The organism is Streptosporangium sp. H13245, from assembly GCF_055690525.1.
Window position 1 is genome coordinate 17,719 of the sequence record NZ_JBSZKT010000001.1, and the last position, 23,841, is coordinate 41,559.

At 69.1% G+C, this 23,841-nt stretch carries 23 protein-coding genes and 1 pseudogene; 12 read left to right on the forward strand and 12 right to left on the reverse strand.

What is annotated here, in order from left to right:
• Nucleotides 1-155: 155 nt before the first annotated feature.
• From ACW9TB_RS00065 to ACW9TB_RS00080, 4 genes and pseudogenes are all read right to left on the reverse strand, one after another.
• Nucleotides 156-2,204 carry an NADH-quinone oxidoreductase subunit 5 family protein gene (locus tag ACW9TB_RS00065; protein WP_472745815.1) on the reverse strand — a complete coding sequence of 683 codons (2,049 nt, stop codon included), beginning with the start codon at nt 2,202-2,204 and terminating at the stop codon, nt 156-158.
• A gap of 257 nt (nt 2,205-2,461) precedes the next feature.
• A pseudogene (gene nuoK / locus ACW9TB_RS00070) lies at nt 2,462-2,743 on the reverse strand (NADH-quinone oxidoreductase subunit NuoK); the annotation flags it as partial.
• A 1-nt stretch (nt 2,744) separates the two neighbouring features.
• A complete protein-coding gene (locus ACW9TB_RS00075) occupies nt 2,745-3,281 on the reverse strand; it encodes an NADH-quinone oxidoreductase subunit J family protein (protein WP_472745816.1) in 537 nt (178 codons plus the stop codon).
• The gene (locus ACW9TB_RS00080) at nt 3,278-4,576 is read right to left on the reverse strand and encodes a NuoI/complex I 23 kDa subunit family protein (RefSeq protein ID WP_472745817.1); all 1,299 of its coding nucleotides are present in this window, start codon (nt 4,574-4,576) and stop codon (nt 3,278-3,280) included. The genes ACW9TB_RS00075 and ACW9TB_RS00080 overlap by 4 nt, the downstream gene beginning before the upstream one ends.
• 243 nt (nt 4,577-4,819) lie before the next feature.
• On the opposite strand from ACW9TB_RS00080, the gene ACW9TB_RS00085 reads away from it, so the two are divergent.
• Nucleotides 4,820-6,229, forward strand: a complete 1,410-nt coding sequence (locus ACW9TB_RS00085) for a protein kinase domain-containing protein (protein WP_472745818.1) — start codon at nt 4,820-4,822, stop codon at nt 6,227-6,229.
• A 10-nt stretch (nt 6,230-6,239) separates the two neighbouring features.
• On the opposite strand, the gene ACW9TB_RS00090 is transcribed toward ACW9TB_RS00085, so the two are convergent.
• The 5 genes from ACW9TB_RS00090 to ACW9TB_RS00110 form a co-directional block, all read right to left on the reverse strand.
• Nucleotides 6,240-7,178 carry a hypothetical protein gene (locus tag ACW9TB_RS00090; RefSeq protein WP_472745819.1) on the reverse strand — a complete coding sequence of 313 codons (939 nt, stop codon included), beginning with the start codon at nt 7,176-7,178 and terminating at the stop codon, nt 6,240-6,242.
• Between the two features lie 112 nt (nt 7,179-7,290).
• Nucleotides 7,291-8,244 (reverse strand): NADH-quinone oxidoreductase subunit NuoH, encoded by a 954-nt coding sequence (gene nuoH / locus ACW9TB_RS00095; protein ID WP_472746512.1) that lies wholly within the window; start codon nt 8,242-8,244, stop codon nt 7,291-7,293.
• Between the two features lie 117 nt (nt 8,245-8,361).
• Nucleotides 8,362-8,928, reverse strand: a complete 567-nt coding sequence (locus ACW9TB_RS00100) for an NADH-quinone oxidoreductase subunit C (protein ID WP_472746513.1) — start codon at nt 8,926-8,928, stop codon at nt 8,362-8,364.
• On the reverse strand, nt 8,921-9,418 hold the full coding sequence (locus tag ACW9TB_RS00105; protein ID WP_472745820.1) for an NADH-quinone oxidoreductase subunit B: 498 nt from the start codon (nt 9,416-9,418) through the stop codon (nt 8,921-8,923). Before ACW9TB_RS00105 ends, ACW9TB_RS00100 begins: the two co-directional genes overlap by 8 nt.
• A 54-nt stretch (nt 9,419-9,472) precedes the next feature.
• Nucleotides 9,473-9,844: an NADH-quinone oxidoreductase subunit A gene (locus ACW9TB_RS00110; RefSeq protein ID WP_435293921.1), complete on the reverse strand. Its 372-nt coding sequence runs from the start codon at nt 9,842-9,844 to the stop codon at nt 9,473-9,475.
• Between the two features lie 268 nt (nt 9,845-10,112).
• Here ACW9TB_RS00110 and ACW9TB_RS00115 point away from each other — a divergent pair, with 268 nt between their 5' ends.
• The 11 genes from ACW9TB_RS00115 to ACW9TB_RS00165 all read left to right on the forward strand — a co-directional run bounded on the left by ACW9TB_RS00115 (nt 10,113) and on the right by ACW9TB_RS00165 (nt 20,277).
• Nucleotides 10,113-11,555 carry a polysaccharide deacetylase family protein gene (locus ACW9TB_RS00115; protein WP_472745821.1) on the forward strand — a complete coding sequence of 481 codons (1,443 nt, stop codon included), beginning with the start codon at nt 10,113-10,115 and terminating at the stop codon, nt 11,553-11,555.
• Nucleotides 11,556-11,624: 69 nt separating this feature from the next.
• Nucleotides 11,625-11,708: a putative leader peptide gene (locus ACW9TB_RS00120; protein ID WP_472746514.1), complete on the forward strand. Its 84-nt coding sequence runs from the start codon at nt 11,625-11,627 to the stop codon at nt 11,706-11,708.
• 221 nt (nt 11,709-11,929) lie between these two features.
• Entirely contained in the window at nt 11,930-13,783 is a 1,854-nt protein-coding gene (locus ACW9TB_RS00125; protein WP_472745822.1) for a 2-oxoacid:acceptor oxidoreductase subunit alpha, read from the forward strand.
• 70 nt (nt 13,784-13,853) lie between these two features.
• Nucleotides 13,854-14,837 carry a 2-oxoacid:ferredoxin oxidoreductase subunit beta gene (locus tag ACW9TB_RS00130; protein ID WP_472745823.1) on the forward strand — a complete coding sequence of 328 codons (984 nt, stop codon included), beginning with the start codon at nt 13,854-13,856 and terminating at the stop codon, nt 14,835-14,837.
• 456 nt (nt 14,838-15,293) lie between these two features.
• On the forward strand, nt 15,294-16,220 hold the full coding sequence (locus tag ACW9TB_RS00135) for an NAD-dependent epimerase/dehydratase family protein (RefSeq protein WP_472745824.1): 927 nt from the start codon (nt 15,294-15,296) through the stop codon (nt 16,218-16,220).
• Between the two features lie 426 nt (nt 16,221-16,646).
• Nucleotides 16,647-17,063 carry a hypothetical protein gene (locus ACW9TB_RS00140; RefSeq protein ID WP_472745825.1) on the forward strand — a complete coding sequence of 139 codons (417 nt, stop codon included), beginning with the start codon at nt 16,647-16,649 and terminating at the stop codon, nt 17,061-17,063.
• A gap of 350 nt (nt 17,064-17,413) precedes the next feature.
• A complete protein-coding gene (locus tag ACW9TB_RS00145; protein WP_472745826.1) occupies nt 17,414-17,665 on the forward strand; it encodes a hypothetical protein in 252 nt (83 codons plus the stop codon).
• On the forward strand, nt 17,631-18,143 hold the full coding sequence (locus tag ACW9TB_RS00150; RefSeq protein WP_472745827.1) for a DUF6879 family protein: 513 nt from the start codon (nt 17,631-17,633) through the stop codon (nt 18,141-18,143). The genes ACW9TB_RS00145 and ACW9TB_RS00150 overlap by 35 nt, the downstream gene beginning before the upstream one ends.
• A 19-nt stretch (nt 18,144-18,162) precedes the next feature.
• Nucleotides 18,163-19,023, forward strand: coding sequence for a helix-turn-helix domain-containing protein (locus tag ACW9TB_RS00155; RefSeq protein WP_472745828.1), 861 nt, complete (start codon nt 18,163-18,165; stop codon nt 19,021-19,023).
• A 314-nt stretch (nt 19,024-19,337) separates the two neighbouring features.
• Nucleotides 19,338-19,475 carry a hypothetical protein gene (locus tag ACW9TB_RS00160; protein ID WP_472745829.1) on the forward strand — a complete coding sequence of 46 codons (138 nt, stop codon included), beginning with the start codon at nt 19,338-19,340 and terminating at the stop codon, nt 19,473-19,475.
• 418 nt (nt 19,476-19,893) lie between these two features.
• Complete coding sequence (locus tag ACW9TB_RS00165) at nt 19,894-20,277, forward strand: hypothetical protein (protein WP_472745830.1); 384 nt, start codon at nt 19,894-19,896, stop codon at nt 20,275-20,277.
• Nucleotides 20,278-20,388: 111 nt separating this feature from the next.
• Here the strand turns inward: ACW9TB_RS00165 and ACW9TB_RS00170 are convergent, their stop codons facing one another.
• The 3 genes from ACW9TB_RS00170 to ACW9TB_RS00180 all read right to left on the reverse strand — a co-directional run bounded on the left by ACW9TB_RS00170 (nt 20,389) and on the right by ACW9TB_RS00180 (nt 23,834).
• A complete protein-coding gene (locus tag ACW9TB_RS00170) occupies nt 20,389-20,601 on the reverse strand; it encodes a DUF397 domain-containing protein (protein ID WP_472745831.1) in 213 nt (70 codons plus the stop codon).
• A gap of 151 nt (nt 20,602-20,752) precedes the next feature.
• Nucleotides 20,753-22,231 carry a DUF1996 domain-containing protein gene (locus ACW9TB_RS00175; protein WP_472745832.1) on the reverse strand — a complete coding sequence of 493 codons (1,479 nt, stop codon included), beginning with the start codon at nt 22,229-22,231 and terminating at the stop codon, nt 20,753-20,755.
• A 226-nt stretch (nt 22,232-22,457) separates the two neighbouring features.
• Nucleotides 22,458-23,834 carry a hypothetical protein gene (locus ACW9TB_RS00180; RefSeq protein ID WP_472745833.1) on the reverse strand — a complete coding sequence of 459 codons (1,377 nt, stop codon included), beginning with the start codon at nt 23,832-23,834 and terminating at the stop codon, nt 22,458-22,460.
• Nucleotides 23,835-23,841: the final 7 nt, after the last annotated feature.

Below are 23,841 nucleotides of genomic sequence, written 5' to 3' on the forward strand. Positions count from 1 at the left end.
TGTTCGCTGTCGGGGTCAGCCCTGTGCTCGGTGTCGGGGCCGGTCCCGTGCTCGGCATCGGGGCCGGTCGCGGAGAGGAGGTCAACGGCGCGTCACCGCCAGACGGATGAGGAGCAGCACGACAAGGGCCACGATGCCCCAGAACAGCAGAGAGATCATCTAAAGATCACCGCCCCGGCCGCGATCAGGAGGACCCCGGCCAGCAGGCCGGTGATGTAGAGCTGGGCATTGCCGTTCTGCACCAGGCGGACCAGGCCCGCCAGGCCCAGGGTCGCCCGGCCCGAGCCGCGCACGGCACCGTCCACCACCCGGCTGTCGGTGCGGGCGACGAGGCTCGCGAAGAGCAGCACGGGCCGGACGAAAAGCCCGGTGTAGAGGGAGTCGACGTGGAAGGCGTGCTCGCAGGGGGCCCTGAGGGGGCCGAGCAGGCGGGCCGGGTCGTCCAGGGGGGCGGAGCGCCACACGGCGTAGACCACCCCCGCGCCCAGCAGCGCCACCGCGAGACTGAGGACGGCAGTGCCCCAGTGGACGTCACCGATGCGGGCGAAACCGAGGAACAGGGCCGGGACGGCCAGGACGAGAATGGGCCAGCGCATGGTGGCCGGAGCCTCGTGAACGGCGGTCTGGGCGGCGTGAACGGCGGTGGGGGAAGCGGCGTGGGAGGCGTGGGCGGTGTGAGGCACACCGGACGCGGGCTCGGGCTCCGGCCGGAGGGCACGCTGCCCGAAGAAGGTGCGCAGCCACGCGCGGGTGGCGTAGGCACCGGTCACCGCGACCGTGACGAGCGCGCAGCCGTAGAGCAGCAGGGCCGCCGCGCTTGTCAGCGGCCCCGAGGACAGGGAACGCTCGATGGCCACCAGCACCTCGTCCTTGCTGAAGAAACCGCTGGCCGGGGGCAGGCCCACCAGCGCGGCGAAGCCGATCGTCATCGCGGCGAAGGTGACGGGAAGCTCCTTTCTGAGGCCTCCCATCGTGCTCATCAGGTTGGAGCCGACCGCGTGGATCACCGCTCCGGCGCAGAGGAAGAGAAGGGCCTTGAAAGCGCCGTGGGTGATCAGGTGGAAGGTCGCGGCGCTCCGGGACCCGGCGGCCAGGGCACCGGCCATGTAGGCGAGCTGACTGATCGTGGAGTAGGCGAGGACACGCTTGAGGTCGTCCTGGGCCAAGGCGGCGAGGGCCGCGCCGAGCATGCCGAGGGCGGCCAGGACCGCGAGGACGTCCAGGGTGGGGCGGGCACCGAGAAAGGCCGGGTAGAGCCGGGCGACGACGAAGATGCCCGCGGCGACCATGGTGGCCGCGTGGATGAGGGCACTGATCGGCGTCGGTCCGGCCATCGCGTCGGGGAGCCAGACGTGCAGCGGCACCTGGGCGCTCTTCCCCGCGACCCCGGCCAGCAGCAGCATGGTGGCGGCGATGAGCGTGCCGGACGACATCTCGGGGACCCCGGCGATGACGTCGGCGATCCTGAAGCTGCCCGCCGCCGTCCCGAGGACGAAGATGCCGAACAGGAAGCCGACGTCGCCGATCCGGGTGACGAGGAACGCCTTGATCGCCGCTCGCGAGTTGGCCCTGTCTTCCCACCAGTGCCCGACCAGCAGGTACGAGCACAGGCCCATGATCTCCCAGCCCACGTAGAGGACCATGAGGTCGGCCGCGTAGACGACCAGCAGCATGGCGCTGGTGAACAGGCTGATGAAGGAGCTGTAGGACGGGTAGCGCCGGTCGCCGCGCATGTAACCGACGGAGTAGACCTGCACGGCCAGCGCGACCACGGCGACCAGCACGGCGATCGACGCGGCGAGGCCGTCGACCAGCAATCCGACCGAGATCGGCACCGAGCCCGTCTCGATGACGGTGAACGTCGCGCTGACACCGTCGATCGCCCCCTGGGCTCCTGACCCGACCGGGGCGGACGGCTCGGCTCCGCCTCCGCCCGCCGCCCAGGTGGCGTAGGCGAGCCAGATCGCCAGGGCCGTGGAGATCGCGGTGGGCACCACGGCGATCCAGGCGGCCCTGCGGTTGGCGTCGGTGCCGGTACTGACCTCGGAGGTGCCGACCTTGGAGGCGGTGGTGTTGGGGGTGATGCCGTCGCCGGTCTCCGGGGGCGTCGCGCCGTGGAGACGCCGTGGGAAGCGGGAGCCGAGCAGGCCGGTGGCCGCCGCGAGGAAGGGCAGCAGGATCACGAGCGAGGCGATGGTGATCATGGCGCGTCACCCGGCCTGGTGTCCGCCTCTGGTCCGGCCTCGGGCGCGGGCCGCCGCGTAACGGTTCCGGTCTGGGTCTGGGGCAGGCTTTGGGACTCGGCCGGGGGCTGGTTCCGGGCCTGGGACCGGGGTGGGGAGCTGGACGAGGAGTGGGCACCGGCGTCGCCGGGGGCCGGTATGGCGGCTACCGGGTCGGCGTGAGCGGGATCGGTGTCGCGGGAGCCGGTGGTGGTGGAGTCGGACAGGGAGCGGAGGCGGTCGAGGTCGACGGTCTGGCGGTTGCGGTAGAGCGCGAGGATGATCGCGAGACCGAGGCCGACCTCGGCGGCGGCGATCACGATGACGAACAGCGTGAGGACCTGCCCGCCATGCAGCCGGTCGCGCAGCCACACGTCGAAGACGACCAGGTTGAGGTTGACGGCGTTGAGCATGAGCTCGACGGACATCAGCACGAGGATCGTGTTGCGGCGGGCGAGCACCCCGTACACGCCGATGGAGAACAGCAGCGCCGAGACGACCAGGGGATAGACGACGTGCACGTCAGTCCCTCCCCCGGATGTCCGTACGGGACAGGACGATGGCACCGATCAGAGCCGCGAGCAGCAGCACCGAGAGCGCCTCGAACGGGAGCACCCAGTTGCGGAAGATGCTGGAACCGAGCTCACCGGCCGAGCCACCACCCGGCTCAAGCGGGACGTACGCCATGCGGAAGCCGTCGACGACGACGGTGACCAGCACGGCCGCGGTGGCGATCGCCACGATCGCCGCGGTCGGGCGGTTCGGGCTGTCGAGGTCGGTGCTCCTGCCGATCGGGGCACGGGTGAGCATGATGCCGAACAGGAGCAGGACCACGATCGCGCCGACGTAGATCAGCACTTGGACCCAGGCGACGAACTCGGCGGTGAGAACCAGGTAGCACCCGGCCAGCGCGCCGAAGCAGACGACCAGCCACAGCGCTGCGTGGACGAGCTGCCTGGTGGTCACGACGAGCAGCGCCGACCCGACGGCCACCGCGCCCAGCAGAAGAAAAACGATCTCCTGCCCGGTCGGCGACAGGTAGGACGGCACCTCGGTCACGTCTCCTCCTCGGGCTCTCCACTCGGATCCGTGGGAGGAGTCTGCCCCGGCCCGGCCGCCGCCGGAGGCGCGTCGCCCCTACCTGTGGATAACTTCTCGACGGACGGCCCGCCTGTGGACGGATCGTTCTTCTTCGGAAGGGCACCCGGTGGCCGGATGGCCCGGACGCTCGCGTGGCTGGCCGAGGTGGCCGGTCTGGACGATCTACCCGGCGGTGGACCGTGCCGGGCGGGCGGCGCGTCGGGGTCGCCGGGAGCCGGTGCGGTGGGCGGGGAGGGCAGGGTGCCAGGCGGCGCGGAAGGCGAGACGCCGGACGGCAAGGACGAGGACGAGGACGGAGTGCCGGGCGCGGAGGCCGCTGTGCCCGGAGCGGCGATGGAACCGGCCGGGAGATCGGATCCGGACGAGGAATCGGCAGGGGAGTCAGGGGTTGCCGAGGCACCGGGCGGAGAATCGGGAGAACCGGGAGAGGAGGCAGCGGAGCCGGACGGGGAACCAGCCGTGGAAGCTTGTGCGCCTGACGGGGAAGCCGACGCACCGGGCGCGGAGGCTCCGGGCCCCGGGCCAGAGATGGGCCTGGACGCGGTACCGGAAGCGGGACCAGTCCCAGAGCCAGAGGCAGGCCCAAGCCCAGAGGCAGAAGCGGAGCCGGGCCCGGAAGCAGAAGCGGGAGCAGTTCCAGGAGCAGAGGTGGAGCCAGAGGCAGGAGCAGGCCCAAGCCCAGAGGCAGAAGCAGAGCCAGAAGCGGAACCAGGCCCAGAGGCGGGAGCGGGACCAGCCCCGGGAGCGGGAGCGGGACCAGGCCCAGAAGCAGCCCCGGGAGCAGGCTCGGAAGGGGTGGGGCGGGGGCGGATCGGGCGGGAGGTGGCCGCGAGTTCCTTCGGCGGATCGGCGTTGGGCTCGTGGCCCGGAGGCGGCGGGACGGTCTGCGCCCAGGCCGCCAGCTTGTCCTTCTCGTGAAGGAGATTACGGATGTCACCTTCGGCGTACTCGAACTCCGGAGACCAGAACAGCGCGTCGAAGGGGCAGACCTCGATGCAGATCCCGCAGTACATGCACAGGGAGAAGTCGATCGCGAAGCGGTCGAGCATGTTGCGGGCACGGGGACGGCCGCCCTCCGGGGCAGGGAGGGTCTCCTTGTGGGAGTCGATGTAGATGCACCAGTCGGGGCACTCGCGGGCACAGAGCATGCACACCGTGCAGTTCTCCTCGACCAGCGCGATCACCCCCCTGCTCCTCGGGGGCAACTCCGGCCGGACTTCGGGGTACTGGTGGGTCACCGATCTGCTCAGCATGTGGCGAAGGGTGACGGAAAGCCCCTTCGCCAGCCCCACTCCTGGTATCCGTGCCACAACTCAACATCATGGCGCACAGCGGGGCACTCGGGAATGCGTGGGCCCCGGAGACCCTCAGGACCAAGGGAACCGAGTTATCCACAGAAGTTATCCACAGACTGTGTGTTCGATAACCGTCCTCCAACCACCGGTTCACCGTCGAAGCGACTGCGGAGATCCTGAAAGAATCGTATTGTTCGCCACATGTCCCACCAGTACGGGCCGGTCTGGCAGTCGCGACCACCGGCGCGATCCAACACGGCATGGAGCGTCGTGTGGACGCTGGTACCCCTGTTCACCTGCGGTATCGGGACACCGTTCGTCATCGGCCACGCCGCGCGCCGGCTGCGGAGCCCGTTGCTGGCCGTCGCCGCCGTCCTCTACGGCATCGGCATCGGCATCTTCATGGTCGCCGCCGCGATCTACGGGAGTTCCGAGAGCATCCCGGTCGTGCTGGACGTCATCGCGACGATCGGCCTGTTCGGCAGCTGGATCGGCGGGCTGGGCCACGCGCTGATCCTCAGGGGCTCGGTTTTCCGGCAGGGACCGCCCCAGGAGTTCCGGCACGGACCGCCTCAGGAGTTCCGGCAGGGACCATCCCAGGAGTTCCGCCCAGGTCCGCCGCCCGGGTACGGCCACGTCCAGGGACCGCCCCGGACGCCGTCGTACCAGACGGGCCCCACCGCGACCTCGATCACGCACCCGCCCGCGCGACAGCCGCCGCCCCCGCACCACGGCGGGTATCAGCACGGGCCACCGCAGTACGCGCCGCCCCAGTACACCCAGGGCCAGCCCACCCACACGTCTGCCCCCTTCACCCAGGGCCGGAACACCCATACCCCCCAGGGCTGGCTGGGGCCGTACCGGCTGATCGGCAACCTGGGGAAGGGCGGCCAGGGAACGGTTCACCTCGCGCTGACCCCGCAGGGGCAGAAGGTCGCGATCAAGGTGCTGCACGAGCACTTCAACGGCAACCAGGTGGTCAGGGAGCGGTTCCTGCGGGAGGTGGAGGCGACGCGCAGGGTGGCGACGTTCTCCACGGCACGGGTGCTCGACGTGAACATCAACGAGGACCAGGCGTACGTCGTCAGCGAGTACGTGGAGGGCGACTCCCTGGAGCAGCTGATCCGCGACAGGGGCCCGCGCGACGAGGACGGCCTGACCCGGCTGGCCCTGGCCACGGCGGGCGCGCTGGCCGCGATCCACCGGGCCGGAGTGGTGCACCGTGACTTCAAACCGGCCAACGTGCTGATCGGCGCCGACGGCCCCCGCGTCATCGACTTCGGTATCGCCCGAGCCCTCGACCAGGTCACCTCGACGTCGGGCAACATCATGGGCACCCCCGCCTACATGTCGCCGGAACAGCTCGCGGGCAGGACGATCGGCCCGGAGACCGACGTGTTCAGCTGGGCCGCGACCATGATCTTCGCCGCCTCGGGGAAGGCGGCCTTCGGGGAGGACACCATCCCCGCCATCCTGAACCGGGTGATCAACCACCATCCGGACCTGACGGCCCTGCCCCGGTCACTGCGCCCGCTGGCCGCCGCCTGCCTGGACAAGGAGCCGGGCAACCGGCCCACGGCCGCCGACATCATGCTGCGGATCGTGCAGTAGGGACAGACGGCTAGGGAACCGCGTCCTTCGTCCGCGCCGTCAGGTCGAGGTACTCGTCGCGGGTCAGCGTGCGGGTCGTGAGCTCCAGGCCGTTCCCGGTGGCGAAGCGCTCGACCTCGGCGGCGTCCCAGCGCCCCGGCAGGTGGAACAGCTCCCCGCCCACCAGCAGGCCGGTCACCCCGGACTCCGCCGAGTACAGCAGCAGCTCGGACGCGTCCAGCTCGCGGGTCCTGCGCGCGGTCTCCAGCAGCAGGCGGCCGTGGACGACCACCAGACGACAGTGCGGCTGGCCCTCGCGCCTGAGCACGCGCCCCTGGGCGGTCTGGTTGCGGGACCTGCGGCGGCCGACCCCGACCACGACGACGGCCCCGGCGACCGTCAGCGCGGCCAGCACCAGGGCGGCGATCCCGAGCGGGCCCATCCCCCGGGTGACGTCGGCGCGGGTCTCGGTCAGGTTGAGGAGCACGAGCGCCACGAAGACCGCGCCGTAGGCGAGCACCGCCCACATGAGCACGTACAGCAGCTGCTCGCGCCACCACACCTTCGGCGAGCTGAGGGGCGGTCTGAGGCTTCTCGCGCCGGGCACGCGCAGGCGCGGCAGGGGCGCGGGAGCCCTGCGCCAGGTCACCGCGCGCCACCTCGGCGACCTGCGGGCGAGGGCGACCCTGGCCCGCTGCGGCGTCTCGAACGCCCGGAACTCGAACTCCAGCCCGTTGTCCGCGGCGAACGCCTTCACCGCCCGCTTCGAACGGGATCCGGGAGCCTCCAGCATGACCAGGCCGGACTCGTCGAGCACCGCCAGGCCGTATCTCGTCCTCCCCCTGCCGGGATAACCGAAGATCAGCAGCGTGCTCGCCCGGCCCTCCCCGGCGAGCGGCAGCCGCACCGGCGGATGTTCCGGCACATCGACGACCAGTTCATCCTTTTCCACGGCAAGCGCGAGGGTCATGCGGTCCGTCCTTGGCAGGTGGTGTCACAGAGTGTATTTACTCCCTGCCCTGCGTGGGCGCTTCGAACGTCGGATCGTCCCGTACGACGCGGGAACGGCTGTCCGAAACGGGTCACCCCATGGCGACGGCGACGACTCCCGTCAGCGCGAGCTGGACCAGCGCCAGCGGCACCAGGCCGACCCAGGCGAGTTTCTGCAGCTGGTCCTCGCGGAGGCGGGGATAGCTCACCCGGAGCCAGATGATCACGAAGACCAGCAGGAAGACCTTGAGGAGCATCCACACCGGTCCCGGCAGGAAGGGGCCCTGCCAGCCGCCGAGGAACAGCACGCTGGTGAGCGCGGACACCACGATGATCCCGGCGTACTCGGCCAGCATGAACAGGGCGAATCTCATGCCGGTGTACTCGGTCATCGGGCCCATGATGAGCTCGGAGTCGGCGATCGGCATGTCGAACGGCGGGCGGCGGAGCTCGGCGAGCCCGGCGACGAAGAAGACCACGCCGCCGATCGCCTGCCAGGGCAGCCACCACCACTGCCAGGCCTCCACGATGCCCGGCAGGGAGAGCGTGCCCGCCGCCATCGCGACACTGGAGGCCGCGAGGACCAGCGGCAGCTCGTACGCCATGAGCTGAGCCGCCGAGCGCATCCCGCCCAGGACGGAGTACTTGTTGCCCGAGGACCACCCGGCCATGATCGAGCCGAGCACGCCGACCCCCATCACGGCCAGGACGAAGAACAGCCCGGCGTCCAGGTCGACCCCGACCAGGCCCGGTCCGACCGGGATGACGACCAGCACCAGGAGATAGGGGACCAGCGCCACGCCGGGGGCCAGGGTGAAGACCCGGCGGTCGGCCGCGGCCGGGATCACCTGCTCCTTCTGCATGAACTTGACGCCGTCGGCGATCAGCTGGGCCCAGCCGTGGAAGCCCCCGGCGTACATGGGACCGAGGCGCGACTGCATGTGCGCCATGACCTTGTGCTCCATCTGCCCGGCGACCAGCGGCAGCACCAGGAAGACCGCGACGATCACGACGAGCCGTACCGCGGCGTCGAGCACCTCGGCGATCACGGGCACCTCCGGTCCCTCGGGGGAGCTCCCCGGGCGTCACGGTCACGGGCGCGAGACGGCTCCACCGAAGGAGCTCCCCGGCCAGCACGGATCCCAGACGGCTTTCCGAGTGTCTCAGGTGCCACGCTCGCGCCCCCAGTCGGCGGGCACCCCCGGCGGGAGCGTCTTGCGGCGGCTCGGCGAGCCCTGGCCGGACTCCCCCGGCTCCTTGGCTCCCGGCCAGGCCTTGGCGACCCGGGCGGCCAGCACGAAGTCCTTGCGCAGCGGGAAGCCCTCGAAGCCGTCGGGGAGCAGCAGCGGCACCAGGTTCGGGTGGCCCTCGAAGACGACGCCGAACATCTCGAAGGTCTCGCGCTCGTGCCAGTCGGCTCCGCGGAAGACGCCGACCGCGCTGGGCAGCCGGGGGTCGGCGCGCGGCACCCGGGTACGCAGCAGCAGGTGGGCGTGCGAGACGGGGGCGAAAAGGTGGGCGACGACCGCGAACCCCTCCGGCGGCTCGTCCACCGCGGTCAGCCAGTCGAAGAACTCGTAGCCCCCGGCCCTCGCGGACTCCAGCAGACCGAGCCAGCCGCCGGGATCCACGTCGACCGTGGTCTGGCCGAAGGACTCCGACACCCGGACCCCCTCGCCGTACGCGAAACCGGGCACGGGACCGGAACCGGGTTCGGGGAGGTCAGGCATATCGCTCACCCAGATTCTCCGCGGCGATCTTCTCCTGGAGCATCATGATGCCGTGAAGCAGCGCCTCGGGCCGGGGAGGGCAGCCGGGAACGTAGACGTCGACCGGGATGATCTGGTCGACGCCCTTGGTCACGCAGTAGGAGTCCCAGTACGGGCCGCCGGAGTTGGAGCAGGCGCCGAAGGAGATCACGTACTTCGGCTCGGGCATCTGCTCGTAGAGCCGCTTGACCGCGGGTGCCATCTTGTCGGTCACCGTGCCCGAGACGATCATCAGGTCCGCCTGGCGGGGGCCGTTGGCGAACGGGATGACCCCGAACCTGATGAAGTCGTGCCTGCTCATCGAGGTCGCGATGAACTCGATCGCGCAACAGGCCAGGCCGAAGTTGAACACCCACAGCGAGTAACGGCGCCCCCAGTTGAGGATGAGGCGCATGGGTTTCGGGGCCAGACGCGAGACTGGCCCCACGGTGGGCATCGGGAGATCCGCCATGGCACGCATTCTCCTTCAGAGTCGGTGCTCGCGCTCGCCCGGCGTCGCGGGCCCTCAGGTCCAGGTGAGCACGCGCTTGCGCCAGGCGTAAAGGATGCCGAGCGCGATGAAGCCGAGGAAGACGAACATCTCGGCCAGGGTGGTCATCCCGAAGCCGGGCGCGGCGAAGATCGTCGCCCAGGGGAACAGGAAGACCGCGTCCACCGCGAAGACCACGTACAGGTAGGTGAACACGTAGTAGCGGATCTGGGACTGCGCCCAGCCGTCGCCGACCGGGTCGACGCCGCACTCGTAGGTGAGCAGTTTCTCCGGGGTGGGGCGGTTGGGCCGGAGCCCCCGGTTGACGAGCAGTGCCCCGGCGACGATCAGCAGGCCGATCGCGAACAGCGCGAGGACCACCACGTAAGAGCCGAAATATCCGCTCATGGCCACTCCTCCTCGGGACCGCCGCACGAACTCGGGACCGCCGCACGAACGCCCGGAGAACCTGCCGGACGGACGGCCCTGGACCCGCAGGACAGGGGCTCTCCGCCCTACCTATAGCAGTATCCGCCCTTCCCGTCACGCAGGGGAACCACCGCCCCGAAACGGCTAAAGCCTACGTCCACTTCACATCAAATCAGGGCAAACACGCCATTGACCCATATAACGTTATTTTATGCCTAAACTGCGATTCGCCGGAGGAATCGCTTGGATGGCCGCAATGCTGGCCGGTTGCGGCATAGCCACCGCCTCCCCCCACACGGATCCCCCCGTCCCCTCGGAACCGACGCTGATCAATTACGTGGACCCCTCCATGGTCCAGGGCCTGAGCACGAGAACCCTGAACGCGGGAGAGACCGCGGGCCGCCGCGTGCACGCCACCTACCCCGTCGTCGCCGAGGCCCCTCTCCTCAGCGAGAAGCTCCGCGAGACGGTGACCGAGCATCTCCACCGGTTCACCCGGCACGAGGTCTCCTCGGACGCCCCGGCCAACCCCGAGTTCAACGTGGACTGGCAGATCGCCGCCGCCTCCCCCGAGGTCCTGGGGGTGCGGCTGCGCATCGGCCAGTCCCTGGGCTCCGGCTGGAACGAGTCCCGGACCACCATCTGGTACGACCGGGTGAGCCGCCGCGCCCTGGACTCCCCCGACCTGCTCAGGGACGACGCGGCGATGGCCACGCTGACCGGGCTCGTCGGCAGGGAGCTGGCGCTTCGGGGACCGCTGGTGAATCCCAACGCGCTCAGGCCGGACCCGGCGATGTTCGACTCCATCGGCTTCAACCCGCGCGGCGACCTCGTCGTGGAGTTCGACGACGAGCAGGTGGGCCTGGGCGTCGCCGGGCGGGTGGCGGTCGCCGTACCGTCCGCGACCGCGGCGCCGCTGCTGTCGGCGACCGGGCTGCGGGCGCGGCAGGCGGCCGTGGGGACCGCGACCCTCACCTCGCAGGAGGACATGCTCGCGGCGAGCAGGGACAGGCCCGCGGCGCGCAGCTCCAGGGCGGGCAGCGTGAACTGCGCGAAGGTCAAGTGCGTGGCGCTGACCTACGAGGACGGGCCGGGCCCCGAGACCGGGCGGCTGCTCAACATCCTCGGCGTGTACCGGGCGAGGGCGACCTTCTTCGTCCTCGGTTCCAACGCCTCAGCGCGTCCCGAGCTGCTCCGGCGGATGCGTGACGAGGGCCACCTGGTGGCCAACCACAGCTGGTCCCACCGCGATCTCACCGTGCTTCCCCCCACCATGCTCACCGACCAGCTCACCCGCGCGCAGTACGCGATCACCCACGCGATCGGCCAGGTCCCCACGCTGATGCGCCCGCCGTACGGTGTGACCGACGTGCAGGTGGCCTCCATCGCGCGGCGGCTGGGCATGTCCGTGGTGCGCTGGAGCGTGGACGTCGAGGACCGGAACGACCCCGACGCCGGGGCGATCGCCCGCCGGGCCGTCGCCCGGGTCAAGCCGGGGTCGATCGTCCTCATGCGCGACTTCCAGGGCGCCACCGTGGACGCGGCCCCCGAGATCCTGCGCGGGCTCGCCGCCAAGGGTTATACCTTTGTCACCGTCCCGGAACTGTACGGCTCGCGCGCGATGGAGCCGGGCCGGACCTACGACTCCGGAACCGTGTCGACGGCGCTGGAAAAGCAGTCCATGTCATAACCTGTGGCTATGGGGCCATAGCCGGAGGCGATGAGAGCGTCTTCGCGGCAAGACATATAGTTGGGCATCGTGATCCCAACTGTCCTCTTCGGCCGCCTGCACGTTGACCTGTGTCGGCTCGCGGCCGGGCTGTGTCGGGCCGACCGTCCGTGATCGTGACTTCTCCGTAGGCCGTACGACGGCCGCGACGTGCGACGTCCGCCCCCAGGCTTCGACTCAGATTCGACTCAGCGGCCACCAAGGATATGGGACAAAGGTCACTTTCCTACGCCGAGTGGAACGCGAAAAGACTACGCGTGACCCCGAGGATCTAGCATGGAAAAAAGAATGTGCCACGAGCAACGGCGCCCTGTCGCGTCGAGGAGGACTGAGCTGTGACCAAGCAGGTTCAGCAACTCGACCGCGTGATCATCCGGTTCGCCGGAGACTCCGGCGACGGCATGCAGCTGACCGGTGACCGCTTCACCGCCGGGACCGCGGAGTTCGGCAACGACCTGTCGACGCTGCCCAACTTCCCGGCGGAGATCCGCGCCCCCGCGGGAACCCTGCCGGGCGTGTCGAGTTTCCAGCTCCACTTCGCCGACCACGACATCCTCACGCCGGGCGACGCCCCCAACGTCCTGGTCGCGATGAACCCCGCCGCGCTGAAGGCCAACCTCTCCGACCTGCCGCGCGGTGCCGACCTCATCGTCAACACCGACGAGTTCACCAAGCGCAACCTGCAGAAGGTGGGCTACGCCGCCAACCCTCTCGAGGACGACTCGCTCGCCGAGTGGCGGGTCCACGCCGTGCCGCTCACCTCGCTGACGGTCAAGTCCCTCGAAGGCTTCGCGCTGTCCAAGAAGGACGCCGAGCGGTCGAAGAACATGTTCGCCCTCGGGCTGCTGAGCTGGCTCTACCACCGGCCCACCGAGGCGACGATCCAGTTCCTCGAAACCAAGTTCGCCAAGAAGCCCGACATCGCCAAGGCCAACATCGCCGCCTTCCAGGCGGGCTGGAACTACGGCGAGACCACCGAGTCCTTCTCGGTCTCATACGAGATCAAGCCGGCCAAGCTGGCCCCCGGCGTGTACCGCAACATCTCCGGCAACCAGGCGCTCGCCTACGGCCTGATCGCCGCCTCGGTGCGGTCGAGGCTGCCGCTGTTCCTCGGGTCGTACCCGATCACCCCGGCCAGCGACATCCTGCACGAGCTGTCCAGGCACAAGCGGTTCGGCATCCGCACCTTCCAGGCCGAGGACGAGATCGCGGGCGTCGGGGCGGCGCTCGGCGCCGCCTTCGGCGGGGCGCTCGGCGTCACGACGACCTCGGGGCCGGGTGTCGCGCTGAAGGCCGAGACCGTCGGCCTCGCGGTGACCACCGAGCTGCCGCTCATCGTGGTCGACGTGCAGCGCGCGGGTCCCAGCACCGGCATGCCCACCAAGACCGAGCAGACCGACCTGCTGATGGCCATGTTCGGCCGCAACGGCGAGTCGCCGCTGCCGATCGTGGCGCCCTCGACCCCCTCCGACTGCTTCGACGCGGCGATGGAGGCGGTCAGGATCGCGGTGAAGTACCGCACCCCGGTCATGCTGCTCTCCGACGGCTACCTCGCCAACGGCTCCGAGCCGTGGAAGCTGCCCGACGCGGCCGACCTTCCCGACATCTCCACCGAGTTCGCCTCGGGGCCGAACGACGAGGACGGCGTCACCTTCCTGCCGTTCAAGCGCGACACCGAGACCCTCGCCCGACCCTGGGCGATTCCCGGCACCGCGGGCCTGGAGCACCGGATCGGCGGCATCGAGAAGGCCGAGAACACCGGCAACATCTCCTACGACCCCAACAACCACGACCGGATGGTCCGGGTCCGTCAGGCGAAGATCGACGGGATCGCGAACGACATCCCGCCGCTGACCGTGGACGACCCCGACGGCGACGCCCGCGTGCTGGTGCTCGGCTGGGGGTCCACGTACGGGCCGATCGCGGCGGCCGTGCGGCGCATCAGGAGGGGCGGGGGCAAGGTCGCCCAAGCCCACCTGCGCCACCTCAACCCGCTGCCCGTCAACACCGGCGAGGTCCTGCGCGCGTACGACAAGGTCCTCCTGCCGGAGATCAACCTCGGCCAGCTCGCGCTGCTGCTCCGCGCCCGCTTCCTGGTCGACATCATCAGCTACAACCGAGTGCGCGGGCTTCCGTTCAAGGCCGAGGAACTTGCCGGCGTGATCCAGGACGTGATCGACAGTGAGTAGTGCTGAGTTGCCCACCCCCGCGAGGGGCGGAGGGCTTTCGCTGGTCCCGAAGTCCGAGGTGAAACTCGGCATGAAGGACTTCAAGTCCGACCAGGAGGTCCGCTGGTGCCCCGGGTGCGGTGACTACGCCATCCTGGCCGCGGTCCAGTCGTTCGTGCCGGAGCTCGGGCTCAAGCGCGAGAACATGGTGTTCGTCTCGGGCATCGGCTGCTCCTCCCGGTTCCCGTACTACATGGACACCTACGGGTTCCACTCGATCCACGGCCGCGCCCCGGCGATCGCGACCGGCCTGGCCGCCTCGCGTCCCGACCTGTCGGTGTGGGTGATCACCGGTGACGGCGACGCGCTGTCCATCGGCGGCAACCACCTCATCCACGCGCTGCGCCGCAACGTCAACCTGAACATCCTGCTGTTCAACAACAGGATCTACGGGCTGACCAAGGGCCAGTACTCCCCGACCTCCGAGATCGGCAAGATCACGAAGTCGACCCCGATGGGCTCGCTGGACAAGCCGTTCAACCCGATCTCGCTGGCCATCGGCGCCGAGGCCTCCTTCGTGGCCAGGACCATCGACTCCGACCGCAAGCACCTGCAGTCGGTGCTGCGCGAGGCCGCCGAGCACCGGGGCACCTCGCTGGTCGAGATCTACCAGAACTGCAACATCTTCAACGACAACGCCTTCGAGCAGCTGAAGGACCCGGAGCAGCGCGACGACATCACGCTGCGCCTGGAGCACGGGCAGCCCATCGCCTCGGCGTCCAAGGCGGTACGCAGGGCGGCCGACGGCGGCATCGAGGTCGTCCCGAGGTCGGCGGTGAGCGAGGACGAGATCCTCGTGCACGACGCCCACCGCGCCGACCCGTCGCTGGCCTTCGCGCTCTCCCGGCTGGACGAGCCCGCCTTCGAGCACGTCCCGATCGGTGTCTTCCGCAACGTCGACCGCCCCTCCTACGACGAGCTCATGGCCGAGCAGCTCCAGGAGGCCGTCGGCGAGCGGGGACCGGGCGACCTGAACGACCTGCTGCTCGGCGGGGACACCTGGCGCATCGGCTGACACGGCACGGCGCGGCTGACGCGGCACGGCGCGGCGCGAAACAACGCCGGACCCAGCGGACACCGCTGGGCGAGGCCGAAGAACGCCGATCGCCACCGGGTGCCGCCGGATCGCGCGAAACAGCACCAAACGGTAGGGCCCGCTCCGAAGAGCGGGCCCTACCGCTTTCCGGTCTCCCCGTATTTCCAGGGACAGCCGTTTCCAGGGACAGCCGTTTCCGGTGGTAGCCATTTTCCGGCGAATCACCTTTTCAGGGAATTATCTCCTTCACCTCCACGGCTTCCCGTACGGCAGGGTATGAATTTCCTTGGCCATACGACTCCGCACAGTCCACACGTTCTGTGTGGTGCCGTATCTCCCGCCGGCGGGAGACGCGGCCCTTCCGGCACGCCCGGCCCCTCGCGTGAGGGCGCCCGGCGAGACTCGTCACGTACGGCAAGAACGAGGAGAGCGCCCATGCCGAGCCCGGCGGAGGAAGACCACTGGTGTACGAGGCCCGTGCTGGTGACGGGAGCCGGTGGCTTCATCGGGACCCACCTGGTGCGGCGTCTGAGCGCGCTCGGCGCGCGGGTGCACGCGGTCAGCCGCCGCCCCAGGGAGGGCTCGAACGGCGAGACGTGGCACGTCGCGGACGTCGCCGACGCGGACGCGGTCGAGTGGCTCGTCGGCTCGACCCGTCCCGCCGTCGTGTTCCACCTGGCCAGCGAGGTCGCCGGGGCCAGGGATCCGCGGCTCGTGCTGCCGATGCTGCACAGCAACCTCACCGGCGTGGTCAACGTGCTGACGGCGGTCTCCGGGACCCCCGAGACCAGGGTGGTGCTGGCGGGTTCGCTGGAGGAGCTCCGGCCCGAGGAGGGCGACAAGGCGCCGTCCTCGCCGTACGCGGTGTCCAAGTGGGCCGCCGACGGCTACGCGCGGATGTTCCACCACCTGTGGGGCGTCCAGGTCAGCAACCTGCGGATCGGCATGGTCTACGGGCCCGGCCGCCAGGACACCCGGAAGCTGGTCCCCTACGTGGCGCTGTCACTGCTGCGCGGGCGGACCCCCGAACTCGGCAGCGGGACGCGCCACCTCGACTGGGTGTACGTCGACGACGTGGTCGACGCCTTCCTCAGCGCGGGCGAGACCCCGGAGGCGGCGGGCCGCGCCTTCGACATCGGTACGGGGACGGGCACCTCCATCCGCGACACCGTGGAACTCCTCTCCCGCATCGTCGGCGGCCGGGCCCGCCCCCGCTACGGCGCCCTCGGCGACCGCCCGCTGGACAGCGCCAGAATCGCCGACCCGACCGCCGCCGCCGAGATCCTTCGCTGGCGACCCGCCGTCGGACTTGAGGAGGGCCTGCGACGCACCGTCGACTGGTTCGCCCACGAGAAGAGCTGACCGAGCGGCCCTGTCGAGGGTTCGTCAAGAAACGTGTCACCAGCCCAAACGGGCGAGAAGACGCGGGCTGGCGCCTCGTATCCGAAGGTCGTGGAATCCCGGAGGGTAATGCCTCCACGGAAGACGCCTCTCCTGAACCGCGAAGACCTGGTCGCGCGGGACCGGCACCGGCGACGGTGAGCCATGCGCCACCGAACGCGAGTCGGCGCACCGAGATCGTGCCACGCGCGGAGAACGCCGACAGCGTTTAGACTCCGCGCCAGAGGCGGTTGAACGTCCCGCCCGCTCCGAGCCGCAGGTGCCTACGCCACCCGGCGAAGAGGACAAGGTCCACCGGATCAGCGTTTCTTTCCTCCCGGAAGTCTTCTTTCAGCGGACACGGTTCCCGGCGGAGTGCGTAGGACGCTGCCTGAAAGGACGAAGACCATGGTCGAGGACTCCGCCGCAAGAAGGCCATCAGAGAGCGTATGGCGCACACGGGCAGACGACGGGGCGGGCGGCCTGGCCTTCGAAATCCTGGACGACCTGGCAGGTAGCGTGGAGGCCGTCGAGGCGGCCATCGCCACCGTCATGCCCAAGGGTGCGACCAGCGTGCCGCGAAAGGTCTCCTTCAGCGACCACGCCGCGTACGTGCTGGCCAAGGGGGCGCCGCGACAGGGGAACAAGACCGGGCACTATGGCGTCGGATCCCAGCGCATTCTGCTCGCGCTGCTCGCCGTTCACGACTGCCGCGCCTGCGAGATCCTCACCGGCCTGGGGATCTCCTACACCACCGTCAGAACCGAGGTCGTCGGTCGACTGAACGCCATGGGAGTGCTCAGTCGTTACAACAACCCGCGCTGATGTTCCCTCGGGAACGCCCCCGCCTCATTCCTCCGGGAAGGCCCTCCTGCCCGGAGGAATGGGTGAACGGAAGGGGTCACAGGTTCAATCCCTGTGTCGTCCACCACGCTCCACAACAGATCAGGTCTGACCTGGTCAAACGGCCGCCAAAGTCCCAGCTCAAGGGCCTTGGCGGCCTTCTTGCTTCTCTGGGTGATATCGGTTGTTCCGGGTTGTTGTCAGTACCGGTGCTGACGTTGTGCTGACCCCATGATGGCCTCGCTCTCAAGGACCCCCTTGACTACTCCCTTACCTGCGTTCAGGCTCGCATGTGCGCAAGGAGCCGCAAACCCCAGAGGTAGGAGACCACCGTGGCGATAACGTTCTACGGCAAGGACCCAACCAATCCGGGCAACAACTGTCCGGCCGTGTTCCGAGACGAGCAGACAGGCGATTTCTTCTTCCAAGGAGAGACCGTTGTCGACCCGGAGATCCTGGCCAAGGTCGCAGCCGACAGCCCCATCCTGGACACGGAGTCAGTGGTGCGACTCCCCGAGCGCATGATCGAGATCATCCTGGAGGCATGCCGTGACAGAGTTCGGCGACCTGCTGGCGAAGTGTGAGCGCACAGCCTTCAAGCTGGAGTTTCGCGACCAGTACATGACCGGCGATCCCGGCTACCTTGCCTGGGAGGCCGGAGATCTCGCCGAGGCGGTACGGCTGTACTCAGAGTGGACCGCCACCGCCCGTGCGGCGATCGCGCGGGGAGTGCAGATGCGGAGAGTCCGCGTCGTGTCCGAGCCGGTGAGCACCTACATCGCCTTCGAGCACGCCGTAACCCCGGAGGTGAACCTGGCAGCCGGTGAGGTGATCAGGTGGCTCCCGAGGCGCCTGGCCTCAGATCTGGCCCTTCCGGGAAACGACGTATGGGTCTTCGATGACAGCATGGTGCAGTTCTGCCACTTCGCGGGCGACGGTGCATGGGTCTCCAATGATGAGACCGATGATCCGGCAATCGTGACGTTGTGTTCATCGGCGTTCGCGGCTGCCTGGGATCGCGCCACCGACCACGAGGAGTATCAGATCTCGTCGCCCTCCTGACCAGGTCTCGCACACACTCATGCCCACCCCGCATTCCTCCAGCTCCAGCGCTCAGGCGGCCAGACAGGCCCTCGCCTCCCGGCTACGCGACCTACGGCTTGACGCGCGCCTGACCTCCCGAGCCCTGGCGGCTTTGGCGGGGTGGCATGAGGCCAAGACCTCACGGATCGAACACGGCAAGAAGCAGCCATCCGAGAGCGACATAGCGGCGTGGGTGCAGGTATGCGGGGTGCCCGGCCTGCTCCCTGATCTGATCGCCGAACTGCGGGCTGTGGACTCGGCATGGTTGGACTGGCAACGAGCCGAGAAGTCGGGCCTGACCCACTTGAACGCCGCTGTCCGGGAACTATACGAGCGGACCAAGGTGTATCGCTCCTACTGCCAGGACGTCATTCCCGGCCTTCTTCAGACGGCCGGGTACACCACGGCCACCCTGTCAGCGATTCGCGACGGCAGGCGGGTACCCGTCGACGACGTTGCCGAAGCCGTCGCCGAGCGGATGGCTCGCCAGCACATCCTGTACGAGGGCGACCACCGGTTTGTGTTCATTCTGGAGGCCGCGGCGCTGACCTACCGACGTGGCGGCCCTGAAGTGATGATCGGTCAGCTTGGTTACCTGCTGGAGGCGATGGCGCTTCCCTCTGTTTCTCTGGCGGTGATCCCGCCTCATGTCGAGCGGGCGGGGCGGTGGCCCGTCGAGAACTTCTACATTTTCGATCATGTGCAGGCGAACGTGGAACTGGTGTCCGGCTTTCTCACGATCACGCAGCCGCGAGAGATCACCATGTACGCCGAGACGTTCACCCGGTTTCACGAGATAGCCGTTTTCGGACGGGAGGCACGGACCCTAATCAAAGCGGCCATGGACTCTCTGGAGTAGCTGTCCGCAAGTATCCGCAAGCTTATGGCGCTCTGGAAACACCCGCTCCTACCGTTTGGGTTATGACATCCGGACAGATAGTGACAGCGGCCCGCGCCGGGGGGCATGAGGGCGATGAGACCGCCAGCCCTGATGGGCAAGGGCTTCCCGAGGGGTTGCGGAACCTCGCGCGGCTGGTCCATGCGCGAGGTGTTCGCACGTCGATCATTCACTATGTAGGGCTCCACCTTCGCAGTCATCGGCCGCTTCCGTTCCCGCGAGAGGACCGCTTCGAGCTGATCGCGCACAGCCGCGACGGCTGGGAGGTGGCGAGCGTGACCGTGGGAGACCGCTCCGGCTGCTTCGTGGTCTCGCTGCCCTCGGTGGGGATCACGACCCAGCTGGTGAACGCCGACCAGCCTCACGCGGTCGTGGATCTGATCCTCGCCGCGCTCCCGAAGGAGACGGCGTGACGCGGGAGATACCGGAGTTCGACGTCACGAAGAATCCGGATGACCCTCTTGAGGGACGCCGTCAGGGTAGTGCCGCGAACGCCCCCGCTGACGTGACCGGATCGACTTTCCGAGAGTTTGAGCTGGGATGCCTGGCCGCGCGGGTGACGTGGTCGATCTGGCCCGACGGGAAAGCGGGATGACCGGCCGCCCTGCGGCAGCAGGGACTGCCCCGCGCAAGCCCTACATCACGTCGTACGCCGAGGAGAACTTGGATCTGCCGTTGGCCTTCGAGTGGGCGGACGGAGTGCCCCGGCTGACCTACCGTGACGCGCTCCCGCAGGAGTGGATGTTCGGGGCTCTGTGGGCTCGCTGCGGCACGGCACGGGAGGGAAGGATTCAGTGGCACTTGGTTCATACGCAACGCCAACGGCGGTGCATGCTGCAGAGACTGTGCCGCGTGTGCGGCGGACCCGCAACTGACACCGACACCGGGCGCGTCTGGTGGATCCTGCCCGCCAGGCTGGCCGACGACTTCCGATCGCCCTGGCCCACAGCTCACCCGCCCACGTGCAAGGCGCACATCAGTGAGGCCCTGACTGCCTGCCCGTACCTGCGCCGAGAGATGGCGGTTGTCTGCACGGTCGGCGACTACTCCCCTGTTGCGGTTCTGGCCAACCTGTACGGCGAGGACGACGGCGGCCGAGTGCTGGAGACCCGCCACCAAATCCTTGTCGGCCTGGATGAGTTCCACTTGCTTAACCGGGCGCTGGCCACACAGTTGATCGTCCAGGTCCATGACCTCCAGCCCGCGCGCACCTGACAACGCCATGGCGAAAGCCTGGGCAGGCTGTTCAGCCTCTCTGCTGTTGGCGGTACGGACGGGAAAGCCCCTGGCGGTGACCGAGAGCCTTTCCGTGTTCCGAGGTGGGGGCTAGAAGTCGAACTCGCCCTTCTTCGCGCCGTCGACGAACGCGTCCCAGACACTCGCGCTCACCACGAAAGGCGCCCGCTCGGGAGCCTCGGTGTCACGAAGCCCCACCCGGCCACCCGACAACGGAGCCGCCTCCAGGCAGTTGCCCTGGCCGGACCCGCTCTTGGTAGCTTTACGCCAGGCCGCTCTCTTCAGCTCATCGCTCAGATCCACAGCTTCTCCGCTCTTTCGAAACGGAGACTCGCTGAATCACAGAAAAGGCGTGCCGGGTGGCGCGACCCGGTTACACGCACCGTGCCGGTGGCCCCGCGAGACGCGGGATCACCGGCACGGCGTGTCATGCGAGGGTGGTGATGGGGACTGGTCAGCCGCCCCAGCCCGGCTTGGTGCCGCACTTGGCCTTCGCGTTGAGGCAGACCTTCACGAGCGCGCCGAGCGTCTCCGGCGTCCACGCGTTCATGAAGTCGCCGTGGATCGAGGAGGGCATGCCCGACGACAGCGCCAGGTCGTCGCCGCCGAGGGAGTTGTAGCCGAGCATGAACGAGAGGTTGGGAACCGCGACCGGGTAGTCGCCGGTGCACGTGCCGTTCTTGGCCGGGCCCATGTGCGACTTGTGGTCGGGGGAGTCGATGTGCTTGCCGTCCCAGCAGTCCTGGAACGTCAGCTGGTAGATCAGGTTGCCGCCCTTCGCGCAGACGGGCCAGTTGCCGTCGGCGCTACGGCCGGTCTCCGCGCTGCCCGCGCACCAGAACTGGCCGGAGGCACCCTTCGGCGTCGCCACCTGCCGCTTCGCGTCGCCCTGCACCACGCGCAGGCCCGGCGGGAACGGCACGACCTCCGACGGGTCCTTGAGGCGGGAGCCGTAGTAGACGCGGAAGTTCTCCATCGGGACCGGCTTGCCGTTCTTCAGCAGGGTCGGCGCCCAGTAGGCGCTGTTGTCCCCGAGAGCGTCACAGGTCGTGGTGCTGTCGAGCAGGTCCTGCGTCGTGGTGTTCGCCGAAACCTTCGGGCCGAAGAAGGTGTGCAGGTGCGAGGCGCCGACCAGGCCGGGCAGCACGATCGGGTCGTCCTTGGCCTCGTTGGCCACCGTGCAGTTGGTGTGGAACTCGGGGACCCTCACGATTCCCGCGGGGACCGGGATGGGCTTGACCTTGTTGTACGCGTCCAGGGCCTTCTTCCACGCGACCTGGTCCACCGGCACCCAGCCGCCGGCGGGCGCGGTGGTGGTCGGGGTGGCGCTGGGCGTCGGCTTCGGCGTCGCGGTCGAGGTCGAAGTCGGTTTCGGGGTCGGCGTCGGCGTCGAGGTGCCCGAGCCCGCGCCGAAGACCTGGAACTCCCACAGCGAGACGCCGTACCGGCTGGACCGCTTGGTCGCGTACAGCCTCACGAACCGGCCGGTGGCCGACAGGTTGATAGTCTGGACACCGCCCTTGCCCGCCGTGGTGCTGTGCACCGTCTTCCAGGGGCCGTCACTGTCGGCGGCGGTCTGGATCTGGAACGCCGTGGCGTAGGCGTTCTCCCAGTTGATGACGATCTTGTCAATGGCGGTGGACTTGCCGAGGTCGACCGCGAGCCACTGCGGGTCACTGAACTTGCTGCCCCAGCGGGTGCTGGCCTTGCCGTCGACGGCGGCCGCGGCCGACAGGTCACCGCGCTCCGCCGAGGAGGCGATGGCGGTACGGCCCTGCGAGAGGGGCACCTCGGCCGCGGCGGCCGAGGAGGCGACGCTCACCGCGGAGGTGCTCAGGAGGCCGACGAGAACACCGGCCAGCGACAGGCGGCGGACCTGGCGTACGACGGACGCGCGTCCGGCTCGGATGCCGCGCGAGGCGGTAGTACTCATAGTGAATGGAGTCCTTGTCCTGTTGGGAAGTCACGGAGGGGACGTCTGGCGGCGTTCGCACGCGCCGCTACATGGGAGACCCGCAGGTCGCGAGTGGATAACGAAAACTTCCAAAAAGCTCAGAAGTTTTGTTCTCCGGCCCGCGACTGTCCCGCGCCCAGCCCCCGCCCGGCTGGCTGGCTGGCCCGCTGGGAACCACCGCGCGGGCGAATCCTCCGTACAGGATTTAGGGCGTGATCCGGTAGATGTGGTGGGAGTACTCGGCGGCGAAGGAGTCGGTGAACCTGCCCCCGGCGTCGACGGGGACCGACCGGTTCTCGAAGAGGACCTCGGCACGCGCGGCCCGGATCCCGCGCGGCAGGGTGAACGTCCGCATGCCGGGGACCGTGTCCGCGCCGGGCATCGCGAAGACGTAGTACGAGCCCCGGTGGTGTTTCAGCATGGTGTCGAGGCCGGTGCCGAAGCGGTGCGCGTACGACTGGGTGTTCAGCACGGGGGCCAGCTGCCCGATGCGCCGGTTGACCTCGGCCACGGCGGGCCTGACCTTCTGCCCGCACTCCTCCCGCAGGACGTGCTGGGAGTGGCACGGGCCGCCGAAGTTGTGGTTGAAGTAGATGATGCCCCGGGCCTCGTGGATCAGCGAGCTCATGACCGCGCCCGTCACCTGGTGCGGCTGGATGGCCTGGGTGTCGTTCTCGGCGGGCCAGCCGACCTCGACGAAGCCGTAGATCGGCTGGCGGCGGCCGTCCAGCGCGTCCAGCTCGCGCTGGCGGTCGAGGACGGCACCGTAGTTGGCGGCCCTGCGGCACCGGGAGACCGGCAGGGACAGGAAGTTCTGCCCGTCCAGGCAGACGCTCGCGCTGGTGTACCAGTAGACGTCGGACGAGACGACGTCGGTGAAGCGGTTGACGAACGCGGCGGCGTCCGCGTCCCTCTCCCACATCATCACGCCCTTGCCGTAGTTGGCGTAGTGCATCCTGCCGTCGCCCTTGGGGACCCGTTCCTTCCGGGTGCGCAGCACGGTGAAACCGCATCCCTTGTCCTCGGGCACGCACAGGGGGCCCTCACCGGGGTGGTTGCCGGTCCATCCCGCGTCTCCGGCCTTCGCCCACATGTCGACCTCGTCGTTGAGCAGCCAGCCCACCGTCTCTTTGCCGTAGCCGGGCAGGGGGGCGCTCGTCAGCGCCGACATGCCGTTCTTCCGTACCAGCGCCATGTCGCTGGTCTCGGTCAGCTCCACGTAGGTGTTGATCCCGGCGGCCCGGTCCTTGTCCGCGTCGGCCTGGGTGATCACGGACTCGAACCAGACGCCCACGGGGAAGAACGACGGGTTCGTCCAGCCCGCCGCCGCCGGTGCGGCGAACCGCCCGTAGTAGGCGGGGCCGCCCTCCCACGGCACCCGGGCGGCCGTCGCGGGAGGACCGGCGGCCGACCACGCACCGGCCGGCACACCGGCGATCGGGTCTCGGTCCTGGCCGGGTACGTCGATCCAGGAGAGCCCGAGCAGCGCCACCGACACCGAGACGGCCCCCACCCCGACCAGCATCGGCAACCGCCGCCCGGCCCGGCGTCCCGTCGTCCGCCCGTGGTCCTCGGATCTCATGGTCTCG

Bases quoted from the DNA above. Each gene is read 5' to 3' on its own strand.
- ACW9TB_RS00135 (WP_472745824.1), top strand. From the start codon at position 15,294: ATGCCGAGCCCGGCGGAGGAAGACCACTGGTGTACGAGGCCCGTGCTG.
- ACW9TB_RS00130 (WP_472745823.1), top strand. From the start codon at position 13,854: ATGAAGGACTTCAAGTCCGACCAGGAGGTCCGCTGGTGCCCCGGGTGC.
- ACW9TB_RS00180 (WP_472745833.1), bottom strand. From the start codon at position 23,834: ATGAGATCCGAGGACCACGGGCGGACGACGGGACGCCGGGCCGGGCGG.
- ACW9TB_RS00100 (WP_472746513.1), bottom strand. From the start codon at position 8,928: ATGCCTGACCTCCCCGAACCCGGTTCCGGTCCCGTGCCCGGTTTCGCG.
- ACW9TB_RS00165 (WP_472745830.1), top strand. From the start codon at position 19,894: ATGCTGCAGAGACTGTGCCGCGTGTGCGGCGGACCCGCAACTGACACC.
- ACW9TB_RS00105 (WP_472745820.1), bottom strand. From the start codon at position 9,418: ATGGCGGATCTCCCGATGCCCACCGTGGGGCCAGTCTCGCGTCTGGCC.
- ACW9TB_RS00080 (WP_472745817.1), bottom strand. From the start codon at position 4,576: ATGCTGAGCAGATCGGTGACCCACCAGTACCCCGAAGTCCGGCCGGAG.
- ACW9TB_RS00175 (WP_472745832.1), bottom strand. From the start codon at position 22,231: ATGAGTACTACCGCCTCGCGCGGCATCCGAGCCGGACGCGCGTCCGTC.
- ACW9TB_RS00065 (WP_472745815.1), bottom strand. From the start codon at position 2,204: ATGATCACCATCGCCTCGCTCGTGATCCTGCTGCCCTTCCTCGCGGCG.
- ACW9TB_RS00085 (WP_472745818.1), top strand. From the start codon at position 4,820: ATGTCCCACCAGTACGGGCCGGTCTGGCAGTCGCGACCACCGGCGCGA.
- ACW9TB_RS00110 (WP_435293921.1), bottom strand. From the start codon at position 9,844: ATGAGCGGATATTTCGGCTCTTACGTGGTGGTCCTCGCGCTGTTCGCG.
- ACW9TB_RS00155 (WP_472745828.1), top strand. From the start codon at position 18,163: ATGCCCACCCCGCATTCCTCCAGCTCCAGCGCTCAGGCGGCCAGACAG.
- ACW9TB_RS00090 (WP_472745819.1), bottom strand. From the start codon at position 7,178: ATGACCCTCGCGCTTGCCGTGGAAAAGGATGAACTGGTCGTCGATGTG.
- ACW9TB_RS00140 (WP_472745825.1), top strand. From the start codon at position 16,647: ATGGTCGAGGACTCCGCCGCAAGAAGGCCATCAGAGAGCGTATGGCGC.
- ACW9TB_RS00115 (WP_472745821.1), top strand. From the start codon at position 10,113: ATGGCCGCAATGCTGGCCGGTTGCGGCATAGCCACCGCCTCCCCCCAC.